Below are 17450 nucleotides of genomic sequence, written 5' to 3' on the forward strand. Positions count from 1 at the left end.
AGAGGGCGGGCACCGATCGGTGCCCGCCCTCTTTCATTGCCTGCTCCTAGACGCCGCGGATGGGCGGGTTGTGGAAGGTGGCTCCGAAAACGCGCTCGGATGCGCCGACACGGTCGAGGTAGGGCGTCGCCCCGCCCATCTGGAACGGATAGCCCGCGCCGAGGATGAGACACAGGTCGATGTCTTCCGGTGCCGAGACCACACCATCTTCGAGCATGCGGTGGATCTCGTCAGCCAGGCCGTCTTCAATGCGCGTGCGCAGCTGTTCAGCCGTCATCGGTAAGGTGCCGCCTGCGACGATCTCCCGTGCCTTCTTATCGATTCCCTTGATCTTGCCCTTCGAGTCACGCTCGAAGATGTGACCGAGATCGGCCAGTTTGTGCAGGTTCTCGCTCTCGAAGAAGCGCTCCGGGAAAGCTGCGTGATGAGTGTCCAGCACATGAGCCCCGACTTTGAGTCCAACCAGTTCGAGAAGCTCGAACGGGGTCATCGGCAGGCCGAAGGGCTTCGTCGACTCCTCGACCACCTCGAAGGGGGTTCCGGTGTCGACGGCGTGCATCGCTTCGCCCAGCACCTTGGCGAGGATACGATTGACGACGAATCCAGGGGTGTCCGTAGTGATGACGGCGTTCTTGTGCAGTTTCGCGGCGGTGACCATGGCGGTGCTCAACGTCTCGTCATCCGTCGCAGGAGTCTTCACGACTTCAATCAGCGGCATGACGGCCACCGGGTTGAAGAAGTGGAACCCAACAAGACGTTCCGGATGCTTGAGCTTCGCACCGATCTGCTCGACCGAGAGCGACGAGGTGTTCGTCGCGAGCACGGCTGTGTCGGAGAGATACTGCTCGACATCCGCGAAGACATCCTGCTTCACACCGAGCTCTTCGAAGACAGCCTCGATCACCCAGTCCGCGTCGGCGAAGTCCGCCTTGTTCGTCGTTCCGGTGACGAGAGCCTTCAGCCGGTTCGCCTCGTCTGGCGAGATTCGCTTCTTGCCCTGCAGCGCGTCGATCTCACCGTAGATGTACTCGACACCCTTGTCGACGCGGGCCTGGTCGAGGTCAGTGATGACCACGGGTACCTTGAGACGACGAACGAACAGCAGGGCGAACTGGCTGGCCATGAGCCCGGCACCGATGACGCCGACCTTGGTGACCGGCTTGGCGATCTTCTTGTCCGGCGCTCCGGCCGGGCGCTTGGCACGCTTCTGCACCAGGTTGAACGAGTAGATGCTGGCCTTGAACTGATCGCCAGAGATGAGTTCGGCCAGAGCTTCATCCTCCGCCGCGAAACCGGTCTTCCTATCGGTGTTCTTCGCGGCTTTGAGAAGCTCCAGCGCTTTGTACGGAGATTTCGCGACCCGACCGATGCGGCTTTCGAGCATCTTGGTGGCGATGCCGATTGCCACATCCCATTTGACGGCTCGCTCGATCTTGCCAGGCTCGTTGGGGCGCTTGACCTTGATCCTGCCCGAGATCACGCCATCGGCCCAGATGATCGACTCTTCGAGAAAGCTGACCGAGTCGAAGATCGCGTCCGCCATACCGAGATCGAAGGCCTCCTGGCCCTTGAGAGTGCGGTTGTTCTTCAGCGGGTTTTCGATGATTACCTTGAGAGCGTTCTCGATGCCGATGAGGTTGGGCAGCAGCCACGCCCCGCCCCACCCGGGGATGATGCCGAGAAACACCTCGGGCAGGGCGATGGCCGGCACGTTGCGGTCGATAGTGCGGTAGTCGGAGTTCAGCCCGATCTCCACCCCTCCGCCGAGAGCCAGGCCGTTGATGAAGGTGAACGATGGCACGCCCAGTTCACTCAACTTGCCGAGCGTGAAATGACCGAGTTGGGCCATCTGCTTGGCGACAGCCTTGTTCGGGATGTCGCTGACCTTGCTGAGATCGGCGCCCGCAGCGAGAATGAACGGCTTGCCGGTGATGGCGACACCGGCGATCTCTCCTCGCGACGCCCGTTCCTTCTGGGCGTCGAGCACATCAGCGAGCTCGAGCAGGGTGACCGGGCCAAGCGTACTCGGACGGGTGTGATCGCGACCGTTGTCGAGCGTGATGAGTGCGAGGACCCTACCGCCGGTCAGCGGCACGTCACGCACGTAGGAGTGGGTGACGACCTCGTCTTCTGACAGTGCCGTGAGTTCGTCGAACTGTGCCATCACTTTTTCGTCCCATCGAAGTACGGGTTCTCCCAGATGACCGATCCGCCCTGGCCGAGACCGACACACATGGCGGTGAGGCCATAACGCACGTCGGGGCGCTCGGCGAACTGGGCCGCGAGCTGGATCATCAGCCGGACGCCGGATGACGCCAGCGGATGCCCGATCGCGATCGCGCCCCCCCACTGGTTGACCCGCGGGTCTTCGTCGTCGATTCCGAAGTGATCGAGCAGCGACAGTACCTGCACGGCGAATGCCTCGTTGAGCTCGAACAGTCCGATATCGTCGATCCTCAGTCCGGCCTTCTTGAGGGCCTTCTCGGTCGACGGAACAGGGCCGATGCCCATGATCTCCGGCTCGACGCCGGCGAAGGCGAAACTCACGAGCTTCATCTTCGCGGTCAAGTCGAGCTCCTTGGCCGTTGCCTCGCTCGACAGCAGGCTGACGGTGGCACCGTCGTTCAACCCTGAGGAGTTGCCCGCCGTGACACGGCCGTGCGGGCGGAACGGCGTCTTGAGACCGGCCAGGCCCTCCATTGTCGTCTCGGGTCGCAGCGCCTCGTCACGGGTTGCGAGGCCCCAACCGGCTTCGCTGCGGATAGCGACCGGAATCAGGTCGGGTTGAATCTTGCCGTTCTCGTAGGCCGCAGCAGCTTTCTGCTGACTGCGCATGGCGAAACGGTCGGAACGTTCTTTCGTGAACTGCGGGAAACGATCGTGGATGCGCTCTGCGGTCGAGCCCATGTTGAGGGCGTCTTCACCGACCAGCTTCTCGGCGAGGAATCGCGGGTTCGGGTCGGCGCCGAATCCCATCGGATGACGACCCATGTGCTCGACGCCTCCAGCGATGACGAGGTCGTAGGCTCCGAAGGCGATGCCGCCGGCAAGCGTCGTGACCGAGGTCATTGCGCCGGCGCACATCCGGTCGATGGCGAAGCCCGGCACGGACTTGGGCAGACCGGCCAGCAGCGCTGCAGTGCGGCCAAGGGTCAAGCCCTGGTCGCCCTGTTGAGTCGTCGCGGCGATGGCGACATCGTCGATGCGGTCTTTCGGCGCGTTCGGATTGCGTTCGAGCAGTCCGACCATCGCCTTGACCACCAGGTCGTCCGCCCGGGTGTTCCAGTACATTCCTTTTTCGCCAGCGCGTCCAAACGGGGTGCGAACCCCATCGACGAATACAACTTCATGTCTCTCGGCCACAATGCCTCCACTGTCTCAGGTCCGCATCCGATCCTAGGCTCGCAGTTTTGGCCAGAGAATCGTTTGCTTCTTTCTACGAAGCCGGTTCCGCAGGGCTTTCGATCGTTTGGCTGGCTTCGACAAAGGCATCGAGGATTACCTGTGAGATGGCGTCAACCTGCCACGGCCGACCTCCCAGATCAGAGAGACCATCTCGCACACCGCTGAGATCGAGCGGATCAGGCGGAGTCCAGGCGAGGCGGCGCAGCAGTTCGGGAGTGAGGAGATTCTCAACGGGGATGTTCTGCTCGGTCGAGACGATGGTGACTGCCGCCCGAGCCCTCTTCAATCTCTTGTCGGCCTCCGGATTGCGATCCGACCAGACACGCGGCGGCGGCATGGTGTCGCCGGCGACACGCAGCGCAGGGAGGTCTTCCGTCGTTCTGCCTTTGTCGATCGCGGCCCACCAGCGGGCGAGTTCCGATCGGCTGGCGCGGCCGTTGAAGTCGCGCAGTGCAGCGAGGGCGTGCTTTGATTCCGGCATTGCCTTGGCTGCCGCGACGAGTGACGCATCGGGTACGAGGCGGCCGGGCGCTGTATCGGTCTCGCGGGCGAAGCTGTCGCGTGCCTCCCACAGTTCACGGGCCACGGCGAGGTTCTGCGCGCCTCGGAGGGAGTGGAGGCCGGACAGCCTGCGCCACGGCTCGCCTTTCACCTGCTTGGCCTCACGGGCGAGCACTGCTGCGAACTCCTGATGGGCGATTTCCGTCTTGCCCCCGGTTTCGAGGAGACCGGCCATCGCGTCCCGCAGGTCGACGAGTAGTTCGACATCGAGTGCCGCATAGACCAGCCAGGACTGCGGGAGCGGCCTGGTCGACCAGTCGGCGGCTGAGTGCTCCTTTGCGAGATGGATGCCGAGTAGGTCTTCCACGACGGTACCGAGTCCCACGCGGGGGAGTCCTGCCAGTCGTGCACCGAGTTCCGTGTCGAAGATATGGGTCGGATCCAGCCCCACCTCACGCAGACAGGCGAGATCCTGGCTGGCTGCGTGCAGCACCCATTCCTCGGAAGCAATGGTTTCGTTGAGTTCGGCGAAGCTGCCGATCGCTGGTGGGTCGAAGAGGAAGACTCCGGCGCCACGGCGAAAGATCTGGATCAGGTAGGCACGCTGAGAGTAACGGAAGCCGGACGCGCGTTCGGCGTCGATGGCGATGGGACCGGTGCCGGCTGCTATGGCGGCCACGGCATCCAGATAGTCCTCGCGGTTCTCTATCGCCGAAACGAGGGCGTGCAGGGACTGCTCACCGTGGTTTTCGACGGGTGGCGTCGCGTTCTGCTCCGCGCTACTCACGTCCGGCTCGACGGGCGGCTAACAAACTGACTCCTTCGACCACTGGCGGAAGTCCGGCCAGCATGCACAACAACTCACCCCAGCCTTCCACATGTGAGGAGAGATCGTGGTCGAGGGGCGTCCAGGAGGCGCGGAGTTCGATCTGAGCGCCGTCTCCCTGGCTGGCCAACTCGCCGTATCCGGTGGAGAGGATCTTGGTCGCGGTGCCGGATGCGGCGGCGTAGTGGGCCCCACGGGCATCAAGGGCGTCCACCAGCCATGACCACGCGACATCGGCGAGGAATGGGTCGAGGCCGATGTCGGTCTCGAGTGGCGCCTGCACGAAGCAGACCACCCGGAACTGGCCGCCCCAGGCTTCGGGAGACGACGGGTCGTAGAGCAGGATGAAGCGCCCGGTACCCAGCTCGGAATCCGTGTTGTGGCGGGCCGGCGTGACATCTGCGGAGAGCGCGACGCTGTAGGGAGCGAGATTGCCAGGGGAGGGAATCTCGTTCAATACGAGTTCGGACCGAAGGTTCGCGCGCCGCACAGCGTGGAGTGCGGCGGTGAATGCTGCCGGCACCGATGGTCCTGCGACGTTTTCGGGCACGAGCAAAGACTAAAGTTCGAGTGTGGCAGTTTCTCGAAGGCACGCCGTCCGGGGATATCGATGGTGGGCGGTCGCCCTCGTGGTGACAGGAGTGCTTGTGGCCCTCGCAACCCTCGCCGTCGCGTCTCTGACGCTCTTCGTCGCACGCACAGTGGTGATTCCGCCGAAACGTCGAGCCGACGATACCCGCGTAATCTCCTTCGACCCTGATGCGGCTACCGTGACCCTGAGCAGGTCGCTGGATGCGCTGCTTCCCGGGGAATACAGCCTGTGGTTCACCGGCGGCGCAGGTCACGCTCGTGTCGGCGACATCGTCGGCGAAACCGGCGTGTCGGTTACCAGGACGGTGATCACGGTGGATTTCGGCGACCTGACCACGGCACGCCGCGGTCGGCTGAGTGGATGGTTCTATCTCGAGCCGGGGGAGTTCGGGCATCCGTTCACCGACGTCGAGATCGAGACAGAGCTCGGCCCCGCCCCTGCCTGGCTCGTACCGGCCGCGCAGCCGAGCGGACGCTGGGTGATCCAGGTGCACGGTCGCGCGGTGAGTCGTGAGGAGACGCTGAGGGCCATCCCGGTCTTTCGCGACGCGGGTTACAGCTCGCTGCTCATCTCCTACCGTAACGATCAGAACGCGCCGGCCAGCCCAGACGGGCGTTACGGCCTCGGCGACACCGAATGGCACGACGTCGATGCGGCGCTGCAATACGCCGTCGACCACGGTGCCACGGATGTCGTGCTGATGGGCTGGTCGATGGGAGGAGCCACCGTACTCCAGGCCGCGACTCGCTCAGACCTCGCCGGCGTGGTGCGCGGCATCGCCCTCGACTCGCCGGTCGTGGACTGGATCACAGCGCTCCGCTATCAGGGAGAGCTTCGCAACCTGCCCAACCCGATCCGGTCGGCGGTGCTGGTGCTCATCGGCCAGGGATGGGCGAGACGACTCACCGGGCAGCTCTCACCGATCGATCTGCCCCGCCTGAATTTCGTGCGGCGCGCAGGGGAACTGCAGCTGCCCATTTTGCTCATGCACAGCGACGACGACGGATTCGTTCCCTCGACCGCGTCGCATGCGCTGGCCGAGGTCAGGCCGGACATCGTGACCTATGAGGCCTTCACCGTCGCCGCGCACACGAAACTGTGGAACTACGATCGCAGACGCTGGAACACGGCGATCGCGCGCTGGCTGGACAGCGCCGTCGACTAAGCGGCGATCTTCTCGCGGATTTGTCGCTTGGTCCGACCGAGCATGGCGGTCATGCCACGGATACGCAGCGGGCTGACGGCTTCGGTCAGGCCGATGGTGTTCGGGTAGTCATCAGGCACGTCGAGCACTTGGTCGACGGTGAGCCCGGTGAGCCCCTGGGCGAGGATGGAAGCAAATCCTCGGGTGGTGGGGGCTTCCTTAGGCGCGGTCGCATAGAGGTGCACGATCTTGGCATCGTCGACCTCTACGAAGATGAAGACGGGTGACTGGCATTCCTCGACCCGCTCCAGGAGATCGGGGTGTTCAGAATACCGCGCGGGAAGCTCGGGGAGCTCGTTGGCGAACTCCAACAGCAGGAGGAGCCGGTCCCGCTTGTCAAGGCCGAGAAAGTCCTCCTGGATTTGGGCGAGAGCCTGGGGAAGTTCGCTGTTGGTCATCGAAATCAGTATTCCACTTCATCCACGCGAACCGGCCGGATGCCCAGGGGGCTCCGACCGATCCGAGGTCGTCCGGGTAGTCGCTAACGTGCGGCGGGCACAGTTCCGGGCTCTGAGCCCGTGACGATCGGCACGCGGACGGCGGAACCCCATTCGGTCCATGACCCGTCATAGTTGCGTACGCCTTCGAATCCGAGCAGATGCGTGAGCACGAACCAGGTGTGACTGGAACGCTCGCCGATACGGCAGTAGGCAATGACACTGTCGCCGTCCTTGAGACCGGCGCCCTCCCGGTAGAGGGCATTGAGCTCGGCCAGGTTGCGGAACGTCCCGTCCTCAGCAGCGGCTTTGCCCCACGGCACATTCTGGGCGCTCGGAATGTGACCGGCGCGCAGCGCGCCCTCCTCTGGGTAGGCAGGAGCAGTCGTGCGCTCCCCACTGAATTCCTCGGGCGAGCGGACATCCACGAGCGGGTTTCCGAGGTGCGCGAGCACGTCATCCTTATACGCGCGGATGGCGGCGTCGTTACGCTCAACCACCGGGTAGTCGACCGCGGTGGTAGTGGCGACATCCGTCGTGTACTCGCGACCTTCCGCCTCCCACTTCGCCCGCCCGCCGTCCAGCAGACGGACATCTTCGTGGCCGAACAGCGTGAATACCCACAGCGCGTAGGCCGCCCACCAGTTGTTCTTGTCGCCGTAGATGACGACGGTGGTGTCGCGGGAGATGCCCTTCGAACCGAGCAGCTGTGCGAAGCCTTCACCGTCGATGTAATCGCGCACGACCGGATCGTTGAGGTCGGTGTGCCAGTCGATCTTGACGGCACCGGGAATGTGCCCTGTCTCGTAGAGCAGAACATCCTCATCGGATTCGACGACTACAAGGCCGGGCGTGTCAAGGTGTGCTTGAAGCCAATCGGTGCTCACCAGCCGTTCGGGGTGGGCGTACTCGGTGAACTTCGCGGATGAATCGACCTCGACGGTCATGAAAACCTCCAGTTGGCGCCCGCTGAGGGCGATGATGAGCCAGTATTCGGGAGTTAGGCTTATACGGCCCTTAACGAATCTACGCAACAGGTATGCCCTGGCGGCGCGTTTCGTAAGACTTCGACACAAAGATCGTTACCGAGTTTCGAGCCAAAGGTTGAGCTTTCACGTGACAGCCGAGCCCCTGCGAGACCACGCCAGACTGGTCGACAGGCAGCCAACCCTGAGCGGCGAAGAAATCGTCGAATACCTGACGCCACCGCGGCAGTTCCTGACAGCGAGTCTCGATACTTACCGCCCCGATCGTGATTACCAATCCCAGGGCGCCGCGGTAGCCGCGATCCGTACCTTCGCCGCGGTCTGGACCACCAGGTCCGGCGGCTTGTTCTCCCGACGCCGGACCGCCCCCGCGCTTCCCGGCGTCTATCTCGATGGCGGCTTCGGCGTCGGCAAGACCCACCTGCTCGCCGCGCTCTGGCACCTGGCTCCCGGTCGCAAATACTTCGGCACGTTCATCGAGTACACAGCGCTGGTCGGGGCGCTCGGCTATGCGTCGGCGGTGAAACTGCTCAAGGGAGCTTCGCTGGTCTGCATCGACGAGTTCGAACTCGACGACCCGGGGGACACGCGCCTGATGTCGCGCCTGCTTTCCGAACTGGTGGCGTCAGGGTCGAGGATCGCGGCGACGTCGAACACTCCGCCCAATGCTCTCGGCGAGGGACGTTTCGCCGCACAGGACTTCCTCCGTGAGATCGATGCGCTGTCGGCCAAGTTCACCACCATCCGCGTCGACGGGCTCGACTACCGTCGTCGCGATGTCGAGGGTCACGCGGTCTCCCTGGCCCACGTGGATCTGATGGCTGCTGTCGACACTGTCGACGGCGAAGTGACCGTCGACGCCTTCGACGCCGTCCTGAAACACCTGGGCACCGTTCATCCCTCCCGCTATGTCAAGCTCGTCGATGGTCTCGACGGAATCGCCCTGACGGACGTTCATCAGTTCTCCAACCAGACGGATGCCCTCCGCTTCGTCGCCTTCGTGGATCGCCTCTACGACGCCCAGGTTCGCATCTTCGCCACGGGAATCCCGCTCGACCAGATCTTCGCCGACGACATGCTGTCGGGTGGTTATCGCAAGAAGTATCTGAGAGCGATCTCGCGCATCATCGCTCTCACCTCCGGCAAGGTTTAAGCGGCGTTCATCGCTTTGTAGTGTCGTGCCCGAATCGCTGTCAGGATGATTCCGATTATCGCCGCCAGCAGTGAAGCGACCAGTACGGCCAGCGTTCCCTGGACGGCGATCTCGTGGTTGCTGGCGAAGGCCAGCTCATTCATCAAAAGCGAGACGGTGAAGCCGATACCTCCGAGCCCGGCAACCGCGAGTATGTCACCGATCGGCGTCTTCGGGGAGGAGAGGCCGGCGATCAGATTGGCGATCACAGCTCCACCGGTGATGCCGATGAGTTTGCCGACCGGGAGCGCCACAATGATCCCCCAGAACACCGGGCTCAGCTCTGACAAGCCCACCGCAGGCAACGTCACGAGGGCAGCGACGAAAGCGAAGACCGGCAGGATGATGCCGTTGCTCCACGGCTCGAGCGCGTGACGGGTCACTCCGGCGCTCCTGCTCGCCATGATCAGTCCGAGGGCGACGCCAGCGATCGTCGCGTGGACTCCGGACAGGTGTACGAGCACCCAGGCCGCGATCCCGAGCACAATCAGGATCGCCACGACCGGCGCGGTACGGGCACGACCGCTCAGCCAGCCGAACACCAGGACGACGGGAACCGCTGCGAGCAGGGGCAGAGGCTGTAAGCCATCAGTGAAGAAGAAGGCGATGATCAGGATCGCGATGAGATCGTCGATCACCGCGAGGGCGAGCAGCAGCGCACGAATGCGGGTGGGCAGCGCCCGGCCGACGAGGGCGAGAGCGCCGAGTGCGAAGGCGATGTCGGTCGCGGTAGGAATCGGCCATCCATCTGAGAGTCCGGGTTCACGCACGATCAGCAGGAATATCGCCGCTGGTACGATAACGCCGCCGACGGCCGCGACCGTCGGAATCAACGCCTTGTGAGGGCTGTCGAGTTCGCCGTGGGAGAGTTCGTGGCGCAGTTCGATCGCTGCGAGAAAGAAGAAAATCGCGAGCAGGCCATCGGTGACCCAGTGCCCGACGGAGAGATCGAGCCCGAGCCAGGGGATCGGGAGGTGCGTGTCACGAATGGATTGCAGGCCAGGTCCCAGGGCCGTATTGGCGAGGATGACACCGAGAATTGCGGCTCCCAGCAGCAAAAAAGCCGAGTAGCGCTCGTTCCTTAAAAATTTCATCGGATGTCGCTCGGCATGCATCCCAGTCTAGGAGGCCCGATCGGCGGTGGTGGTGGTCGATACCGAGCAGACCGGCAGAGTCCCGAAACACGATGTTTACATAGGTGGCCAGCGCGTAACAGTTGGGAAACACGGTGACACCGCTTCCGAAATATCGACCCAGCAAACTTGCCACATCCCCGAGGCGGGTCCCGACCGAGGCCGTTCTTCAGGTCGTGTGTTGTCGCCGAAGGGAGTCCTGTGAAAAAAGAGAGAGGCAACCCCACCCATGGTCGCATTGTCGGTCCTTACAAATGCCACGACTGACGGCATAACGCTCAATCTGAATTCGCTGTGGCTCCTCGTGGCAGCAGCACTCGTTCTCATCATGACCCCCGGAGTCGCGTTCTTCTACGGCGGCATGGTCCGAGCCAAGAGCGTCATCAGCATGATGATGATGAGCTTCGGTGCCATGGGCCTCATCGGTGTCCTCTGGGTGCTCTACGGCTACGGGCTCGCGTTCGGAAGCCCGGCCATCCCTCACTGGCTCGGCAATCCATTCGACGGCTCACTCGGCCTCGGCAAGCTGATCGGCATCGGTAAAGATGGCGCCATGTCGCCCGATCTGAATGGCCTCGCCTTCGCCGGCTTCCAGGCAACCTTCGCCATCATTACAGTCGCGCTGATCTCGGGTGCGATCGCCGACCGCGCCAAGTTCGGCTCTTGGTTGATCTTCGCCGGCGTCTGGGCCACCATCGTCTACTTCCCGGTGGCTTACTGGGTCTTCAACCTCACTGACGGCTGGGCCCCGGCCCTCCTCAAGGTGAACGACTTCGCCGGTGGAACCGCCGTGCACATCAACGCGGGAGCTGCGGGTCTCGCACTGGCGCTGGTTCTTGGAAAACGCGTCGGTTTCCGTAAGGGGCTCTCCAAGCCCCACAACGTTCCGCTCACCCTTCTCGGCGCGGCGCTCCTCTGGTTCGGATGGTTCGGCTTCAACGCGGGCTCTGAGGCCGCCGTCGATGGTGTGGCGGCAATCGCCTGGATCAACACGCTCGCCGCCCCCGCCGCCGCCATCCTTGGCTGGCTGATCGTGGAGAAGATCAAGGACGGCAAGCCGACCTCCATCGGCGCTGCATCCGGTGCGGTCGCGGGTCTCGTCGCGATCACCCCGGCCTGCAACATCCTGACCCCGGGTTGGGCGATCGTGCTCGGCATCCTCGCCGGTGCCGTATGTGCTCTCGCGATTGACCTCAAGTTCAAGCTCGGCTTCGACGACTCGCTCGATGTCGTCGGCATCCACCTCGTCGGTGGTCTGCTCGGAACCCTGTACATCGGTATCTTCGGCAGCGGCATCGGCCTTATCGACACCGGCAGCATCAAGCAGCTCGGTGTTCAGGCGGTAGCGGCCTTCGGCATCGCGATCTACTCCTTCGGTCTGGCCTGGATCATCGGCACCGTCATTCAGAAGACGATCGGTTTCCGCATCACGAACGAGGATGAGGCGGCAGGCGTCGACACGACGGTCCATGGTGAAGAGGGCTACGCGCTCGAAACCGTGTAACCAGGTAAGCACAGCGGTATGGGGTGTCGTCCTTCGGGACGGCACCCCATACTCTTGCTCCAGGAGGTCGAATGGATGTCATGAACCTGGGGTTGAGCGCCCTGGCGACGATCTCCGTGCTCGCAGTCGTCCCGCTGTTGGCTCTCCTGCAGCAGCGTCTGGCCGGGCACTCCATGTCCGGGCTGTGGCCGGGGATTGTTCTCTCGGCAGGTCTCGGTGGCCTTGTCGCCCTGGCCTTCTGGGCGAGTGGTGTGAGCGGCATCCCCGCGCTCATCGCCGGGCCGATCACCGGACTGGGAGCGCTGTTCGCCAGTGTGGCGACCTCACCACTCAGATATCACTCGCGGCTGGTGCAGGGGCTGTTTTCGGCGATCTCGACCGGCTTAGTATTTCTGCCCGCGTCGGTCGCGGTGTTTGGATCGGCGTTTGACTTCCTCTTCACCAGCGCCGGGCTGATCGATCTCGGTGCGTCACTGCCCGAGTTCGTCGCTGCCGGAAGCGTCGGCATAGGCGCCTTCGTGTTCCAGCGACGCTCGGAAGTCACAACCGTCCGGATGAGATGGTGGCCGGTTGTCTCGTTGATTGCGGCCCTGTGGTTCGCCTGGATCGGCTGGCTGGTCGGATTGGAGCTGGCGATCGATGACTCGACGTCGACCATCGTGCTGAACGCCATCCTCATGCCGGTTGTCGGCGTGATCGCGGGGCTGGCTGTCGAACGGATCCGCCACCGTTCGACGACGCCACGCGGCCTGGCGTTGGGGTTCCTGGGTGGGGCAATAGCGGCCGCAGCCACGTGCGCATTTCTCGAGCCGACCCTGGCGGTGATCACGGCCATGATCGCCGGGGGACTGAGCACACTGCTGACGCCGTCGAGCAGGGGTGCCGGTGCCAAGGCGATTCTGGCAACGGCGCTGATCGCCGGAGGATCGAGCCTGCTGTTGCTCGGATTCTTCGCGAAGGATCTCGCCTTCATCTACACCGGGCAGCCGGAGGTTTTCTTCGGCCAGCTCGCGGCTGTTGCCGCCAGCGCGGTCCTCGGTTTCCTGGTCGGAGCAACCCTGTGGTGGCTTCTACGACGTCTGGACGGCTCTCAGCGCTCGTTGCCGCGACGGTAGTCTCCGGTGGCCTTCGCGAGCAGAAGCTGCGCTTGACGCTCGTCGGCTTTCTCGAGTGCTTTCAGAAGCCTGCTCGCCGTGTCCCCGCCAAGAGTGACGACCACGCGGCCGCCCCGGCTGATCATCACCTGTCCGCCTTTGGTCGAGCTGAAGTCGAACGGATCGTCGACAAGGCGACCCCTGGCATCCACGTTCCGCTTGCCGGCCATCGCTAGTTGCGCCTGGTCATGGCGCGGGTGATGATGCGCTGGGCTTCCGTGGCCTCCGGAATCGGCAGCAGCGGATAGACGTGGATCATGCCCGGCAGTTGGTGATAGTCGAGGGAGAGACCAGCGTCGCGCGCCTTGCGGGCGAACCTTCTGGCATCCGCGTTCAGGATGTCGCGGGTGCCGCTGAACATCGTGATCGGTCCGAGGCCGGTGAGGTCGCCGTAGATCGGGCTGACGATCGGGTCATTTTCGGCGAGTTCGCCGCGGTAGATCGCGCCCACAGCGTGCGTGCCAGGAATCGCCAGCCATGGGTCACGGGGAGCGATCGCGGCCAGCGCCGGGTCTGTTCCACTGATGTCCAGCCACGGCGAGATGAGCACGGTCTGGTGAAGCGCGGGTAATCCGCGATCGCGCAACTGCATGGCGACAGCGAGTGCCATCCCGCCGCCGGCAGAATCTCCGAGGATGCTGACCAGGTCTGCTCCGACCTCGTCAATGAGCTCCGCGGCCATCTCGGTGACCCGCGGCACGATGCTGGACGCCGTCTCGGTGGGGGCGAGCGGATAGATCGGCACCACGAACGTCGCGGACGTGCTGACCGCCAGCTTTGCGATCAACAGCCAGTGCTGAAGGGCGATCTCGTAGACGTAACAACCACCGTGCAGGTAGAGCGCGCGTCTCGGCGCGGTGATATCGCGCGGACTGATCTTGTAGACCATCCAGCCGTTCACGGTGTGCAGACTGACGTCCACGATTTTGTTGATCTGCGACGGGGGAGCGGAACTCGCCGGTCGCGACTGGAGTTGCTTCAGATTGGCGAGTGTCGCGTCCACAGAACTGAAGCGTTTCTTCGACCCGCGGGCTGTCATGACCACAGGCATCAGCCTGCTAGCGAGGCTTGCCATGATGCCGCCTTTCTCGAACGCGACTCTGCTGTTGTGGGCGATACCGGACTCGAACCGATGACCTCTTCCGTGTGAAGGAAGCGCGCTACCAACTGCGCCAATCGCCCTGACCAGACAATCCTGCCATACCGCCGCGCCGCTCCGTCACGGAATTGGCTCAGAGCGTTGGCATCGGATAGAGTCATGGACGCGCGCAGAAATGCGAGCAATGCGGATGTGGCGCAGTGGTAGCGCATCACCTTGCCAAGGTGAGGGTCGCGAGTTCGAATCTCGTCATCCGCTCGAGTGAGGTCTTGTGCTTTCTTGGAAATTCAGGGCAGTTACGGGGACCCACATATGGTGGCGTGGCCGAGAGGCGAGGCAGCGGCCTGCAAAGCCGTCCACACGGGTTCAAATCCCGTCGCCACCTCGAGGTAAAATAGCGTGTTGTAAAATGCAGAAGAGTTTTGAGCGATTGGCGCAGCGGTAGCGCGCTTCCCTGACACGGAAGAGGTCGCTGGTTCGATCCCAGTATCGCTCACAAGAATAGCCCCGGTTTTCCGGGGCTATTTCTTTGTCCGGGGACATCCGTGCAATACGCGTTCAAGTTGCGGCCCAGAAATACGTTGCAACACCATGACGCATGGCTGTTCACATCACGTGCCTCAAATGCGGCGCCACCGTCCGTCTGCTGTCGCACGGGTATGTCCAGAAGCACCAGGCCGGGGGATAGGCTTGTAGCTTCGTCCGCACGGCTCATTCTGGAGGCAAGTCGGCTTCGATAGAACCGACCGCCAAGGCTGCCAAAAGAATGGCTCAGCGGGCACGTGAGGCCGCTGAGCGAGCCGCTGCGGCGGAGCGTCGTGCTGCAAAACCGAAGCAGAAACCTAAAGCATCGAAAAGCCGGCCGGCCGTGGAATGCCGGTATGCGGCCGAAGCGTTCAATTGTCCGGCATCGACCTACAAACGCACCAAAAATCTGAAACTGGGCATTGGTGCAAGGGCGGCAAGACTCCGACAGACGCGCAACGAGACAAGGCGCGAGTTCGCCGAAGCGTGTGGACTATTTCAGGTGGTCTGCCCACGCTGGGCAGACGGCGATGACGCCATCATTGGGGGTGCCAACGCGGGACATTGAACCCTAAACGGGGAGTTATTTCAACGCCGTGAATCTGTGAGACTCGACCAATGATCACACCCGAGCCCTCCGGTACCGCCCCTCAAGCGCCTGCCCCTGCTTCTATAAATCAAGAATCCACCCCAACCCAATTGGGCGCTCCTCCGACGACGCCGCTGCTGCCTACTACAAAAACGATCGGCGGCCTCGCAGTCGCGGCCTTGGTGGTCGGAATCGTAGCCTTCCTGACCGGACTCGTACCGGTTCTCGGCGCAATTATCGGAATCGCCGCGCTCGTGGTGGGGATCCTCGCTCTGAGTAAGCAGCAATCAAAAGGTATGGCGATTACCGGAATCGTCCTCGGCGGAGTCGCGATCGTCGCCTCCATAAGTATGACTTTCGGCATAGGCGCTGCCGTGAACAACGTGTCGGAGAACAAGCCGGTCCCTCTCGCTTCAGAGTCGTCGCAAGCGCAAGAGGCCACCTCGCCCGCCCCGGAGCCGACGGTGACCCAGGCTGCGGTGCCCGTAGCGCCTCCCGCACCAGCGGTTCCTGTCGAATTCAAGTCCGCACTAGCGAAGGCAACTAGCTATGCCAATAACTTGTTCATGAGCAAGGCAGGAATTTACGACCAACTCACGTCGGCGTATGGAGAGAAATTCTCGCCAGAAGCGGGGCAATACGGAATAGACAATGTGCAGGCTGACTGGAACGCCAACGCTCTTGCGAAAGCCAAGTCTTATCAGGAAAACATGGCGATGTCGCCGGCAGCGATTCACGATCAGCTCACAAGCCAATACGGAGAGAAGTTCCTCCCCGCGGAAGCCGACTACGCAGTCCAGCATCTGAACGATTGATCTATTCCCCGATTGGGGTGTATCTGACAACCTCGAGGGTCACTATGCTCTGACCACCATGAAGAAACGAATTCTGCTCACGGCTGTGACTGTATTGCTTCTCACTGGATGCGGCTCGGGCCAGACACGGCCTCAACGCCGACCGCTAGGCACACGCTTACCGCCTCTGCGAGCCCATCCACCCTGCCGAAGGTGTCAACGGCAACGACGTGTGTCCTTCTGTATGGCACTCATGTCGATGGAGCGATGGCAGACGCAGCCGACATAGTGACAAGGTTTGTTGCCAATCCAGATCTGTCAACGGTCACCGTCGCGGAATTGGGTACGACGATTTCGAGCCTCGAAGAAGCAGCGAGCACCGCCGATTCGAAACTGATTCCTTATATCGAAGCGACCGAAGGTCCGCTGAGAGACTTCAAGGCCGCTTTGGAAGGAAAGGGCGCCAAGACCGTGCAATTCACCGACTTCAAGGCAGCATCATTTGAACTACTGAACGATTGCAAACCGTACTTGTAGATAAACCACCGGCGCTCCTGTTATGGAGGCAGCGGCATCAAATTGTCGGCACTAGAGGATCGACCCATTCGACAGAGCCGCGTGCGCCAGTGGCAGCACGAATGTGATGATCCCCAATCCTGCTGACCACTTCGCGATCCTCATGTGCAGACCGCCCATTCGTTTCGCAGCGCTCTGACCCACAAAGCCGAATACGATCGCAAGCACGGCCGGCACGAAGCCAATAAATACACCGATCAGGGCGAAGCAGAGTGCAAACGTGGCGGAGATGATCCCCAGAACGAAACCTGCCACGGGCAGGGAGTTCGTCGGTTGGGCCTGCGCGTACTGCACGTCCACCGGTTGAGGCGGTGGTGGCAGTTGCGATGGATCGGACATGCGCTGAGTCTGGCAGAACCAAGGTCGCTGCGAAAGGATCGGCGTTAGAGGTGGTCGACTATCTCATCCCATGCCATGCCACCAGAAGTGTCATTCTGTTCGATAACCTCTGTAAGCGTCAGGTCAGCACCGACCTCAGCTAGCGGTCCTTTCAGGATGGATTCAAAGGTGTCGGAGTTGTCGCATCTCTTCTCGTAGACATTCCTGTTGAGAAGGACTGAGACAACGGACGAGGTCACGTTCGCGATCGAACTCTTCCCCACTCCTCGCTCACCATACAGAAGCACATGCTGACCAGGCGTGTTCAGAGTCTCGATTAAACTTCGGACCTCCGCCTCGCGCCCAAAGAGCAAATCCGACTCAGCAATTGGCTGATGCGGCGTGAAAATGTTCCGAATACCGGACTCAGCGATCTTTTTCACGATCCAACCCAAAAGCTTGGACGATGTATGGAAATTGGTCTGACATGAGACGAGCTTAGTGATGATGCCCTAGGCGCAAACTTGTTCGCTCCTCGCAAAAATCGCCGTGTGGTGATCTCATCTGAATCCCACTCATGCCCCCAGCTCACTCAATCGGGGCTGGAGCGTTGCG

Annotated in this window: 17 protein-coding genes and 4 tRNA genes; 9 read left to right on the forward strand and 12 right to left on the reverse strand. The window is 62.4% G+C overall.

The genetic code is table 11. The features are described from left to right. Positions 1 to 46: 46 nt before the first annotated feature. The 4 genes from ABIB56_RS00610 to ABIB56_RS00625 form a co-directional block, all read right to left on the reverse strand. Positions 47 to 2164: a 3-hydroxyacyl-CoA dehydrogenase NAD-binding domain-containing protein gene (locus ABIB56_RS00610; RefSeq protein ID WP_354566794.1), complete on the reverse strand. Its 2118-nt coding sequence runs from the start codon at positions 2162 to 2164 to the stop codon at positions 47 to 49. Continuing rightward, a complete protein-coding gene (locus ABIB56_RS00615; protein WP_354566795.1) occupies positions 2164 to 3363 on the reverse strand; it encodes a thiolase family protein in 1200 nt (399 codons plus the stop codon). The genes ABIB56_RS00610 and ABIB56_RS00615 overlap by 1 nt, the downstream gene beginning before the upstream one ends. Positions 3364 to 3436: 73 nt before the next feature. Next, positions 3437 to 4693, reverse strand: coding sequence for a ribonuclease D (locus ABIB56_RS00620; RefSeq protein ID WP_502917518.1), 1257 nt, complete (start codon positions 4691 to 4693; stop codon positions 3437 to 3439). Further along, positions 4686 to 5282: a DUF3000 domain-containing protein gene (locus ABIB56_RS00625; protein WP_354566796.1), complete on the reverse strand. Its 597-nt coding sequence runs from the start codon at positions 5280 to 5282 to the stop codon at positions 4686 to 4688. Before ABIB56_RS00625 ends, ABIB56_RS00620 begins: the two co-directional genes overlap by 8 nt. A 22-nt stretch (positions 5283 to 5304) precedes the next feature. On the opposite strand from ABIB56_RS00625, the gene ABIB56_RS00630 reads away from it, so the two are divergent. Next, entirely contained in the window at positions 5305 to 6489 is a 1185-nt protein-coding gene (locus ABIB56_RS00630; RefSeq protein ID WP_354566797.1) for an alpha/beta hydrolase family protein, read from the forward strand. Here ABIB56_RS00630 and ABIB56_RS00635 read toward each other — a convergent pair. Together ABIB56_RS00635 and ABIB56_RS00640 are read right to left on the reverse strand one after the other, a co-directional pair. Further along, the gene (locus ABIB56_RS00635; RefSeq protein WP_354566798.1) at positions 6486 to 6926 is read right to left on the reverse strand and encodes a SufE family protein; all 441 of its coding nucleotides are present in this window, start codon (positions 6924 to 6926) and stop codon (positions 6486 to 6488) included. The two genes, ABIB56_RS00630 and ABIB56_RS00635, sit on opposite strands and share 4 nt — an antisense overlap. 83 nt (positions 6927 to 7009) lie before the next feature. Continuing rightward, positions 7010 to 7912 (reverse strand): sulfurtransferase, encoded by a 903-nt coding sequence (locus ABIB56_RS00640; protein WP_354566799.1) that lies wholly within the window; start codon positions 7910 to 7912, stop codon positions 7010 to 7012. A 169-nt stretch (positions 7913 to 8081) separates the two neighbouring features. Here ABIB56_RS00640 and zapE point away from each other — a divergent pair, with 169 nt between their 5' ends. Beyond that, entirely contained in the window at positions 8082 to 9104 is a 1023-nt protein-coding gene (gene zapE / locus ABIB56_RS00645; protein ID WP_354566800.1) for a cell division protein ZapE, read from the forward strand. On the opposite strand, the gene ABIB56_RS00650 is transcribed toward zapE, so the two are convergent. Next, positions 9101 to 10237 (reverse strand): Na+/H+ antiporter NhaA, encoded by a 1137-nt coding sequence (locus tag ABIB56_RS00650; protein ID WP_354566801.1) that lies wholly within the window; start codon positions 10235 to 10237, stop codon positions 9101 to 9103. The two genes, zapE and ABIB56_RS00650, sit on opposite strands and share 4 nt — an antisense overlap. A 367-nt stretch (positions 10238 to 10604) precedes the next feature. On the opposite strand from ABIB56_RS00650, the gene ABIB56_RS00655 reads away from it, so the two are divergent. Both ABIB56_RS00655 and ABIB56_RS00660 read left to right on the forward strand, forming a co-directional pair. After that, complete coding sequence (locus ABIB56_RS00655; RefSeq protein ID WP_502917522.1) at positions 10605 to 11780, forward strand: ammonium transporter; 1176 nt, start codon at positions 10605 to 10607, stop codon at positions 11778 to 11780. Positions 11781 to 11851: 71 nt separating this feature from the next. Beyond that, positions 11852 to 12895 (forward strand): hypothetical protein, encoded by a 1044-nt coding sequence (locus ABIB56_RS00660; RefSeq protein WP_354566803.1) that lies wholly within the window; start codon positions 11852 to 11854, stop codon positions 12893 to 12895. On the opposite strand, the gene ABIB56_RS00665 is transcribed toward ABIB56_RS00660, so the two are convergent. The 3 genes from ABIB56_RS00665 to ABIB56_RS00675 all read right to left on the reverse strand — a co-directional run bounded on the left by ABIB56_RS00665 (position 12871) and on the right by ABIB56_RS00675 (position 14116). Next, positions 12871 to 13104 (reverse strand): hypothetical protein, encoded by a 234-nt coding sequence (locus tag ABIB56_RS00665; RefSeq protein ID WP_354566804.1) that lies wholly within the window; start codon positions 13102 to 13104, stop codon positions 12871 to 12873. The genes ABIB56_RS00660 and ABIB56_RS00665 overlap by 25 nt on opposite strands. 2 nt (positions 13105 to 13106) lie before the next feature. Then, entirely contained in the window at positions 13107 to 14009 is a 903-nt protein-coding gene (locus tag ABIB56_RS00670; RefSeq protein WP_354566806.1) for an alpha/beta hydrolase fold domain-containing protein, read from the reverse strand. Positions 14010 to 14043: 34 nt separating this feature from the next. Then, positions 14044 to 14116: transfer RNA gene (locus ABIB56_RS00675), tRNA-Val, on the reverse strand. Between the two features lie 103 nt (positions 14117 to 14219). On the opposite strand from ABIB56_RS00675, the gene ABIB56_RS00680 reads away from it, so the two are divergent. From ABIB56_RS00680 to ABIB56_RS00700, 5 genes are all read left to right on the forward strand, one after another. Further along, positions 14220 to 14291 (forward strand) — tRNA-Gly (locus tag ABIB56_RS00680). A 56-nt stretch (positions 14292 to 14347) separates the two neighbouring features. Further along, positions 14348 to 14418, forward strand: a tRNA-Cys gene (locus ABIB56_RS00685). Between the two features lie 39 nt (positions 14419 to 14457). After that, positions 14458 to 14529: transfer RNA gene (locus ABIB56_RS00690), tRNA-Val, on the forward strand. Positions 14530 to 15176: 647 nt separating this feature from the next. Beyond that, complete coding sequence (locus ABIB56_RS00695) at positions 15177 to 15962, forward strand: Ltp family lipoprotein (RefSeq protein WP_354566807.1); 786 nt, start codon at positions 15177 to 15179, stop codon at positions 15960 to 15962. 246 nt (positions 15963 to 16208) lie between these two features. Continuing rightward, on the forward strand, positions 16209 to 16478 hold the full coding sequence (locus ABIB56_RS00700) for a hypothetical protein (protein WP_354566808.1): 270 nt from the start codon (positions 16209 to 16211) through the stop codon (positions 16476 to 16478). A 51-nt stretch (positions 16479 to 16529) separates the two neighbouring features. Here ABIB56_RS00700 and ABIB56_RS00705 read toward each other — a convergent pair whose 3' ends face one another. Next, entirely contained in the window at positions 16530 to 16856 is a 327-nt protein-coding gene (locus tag ABIB56_RS00705) for a hypothetical protein (protein WP_354566809.1), read from the reverse strand. Between the two features lie 44 nt (positions 16857 to 16900). Further along, positions 16901 to 17278: an ATP-binding protein gene (locus ABIB56_RS00710; RefSeq protein ID WP_354566810.1), complete on the reverse strand. Its 378-nt coding sequence runs from the start codon at positions 17276 to 17278 to the stop codon at positions 16901 to 16903. Positions 17279 to 17450 lie beyond the last annotated feature (172 nt).

The organism is Glaciihabitans sp. UYNi722, from assembly GCF_040549465.1.
GTDB lineage: Bacteria > Actinomycetota > Actinomycetes > Actinomycetales > Microbacteriaceae > Lacisediminihabitans.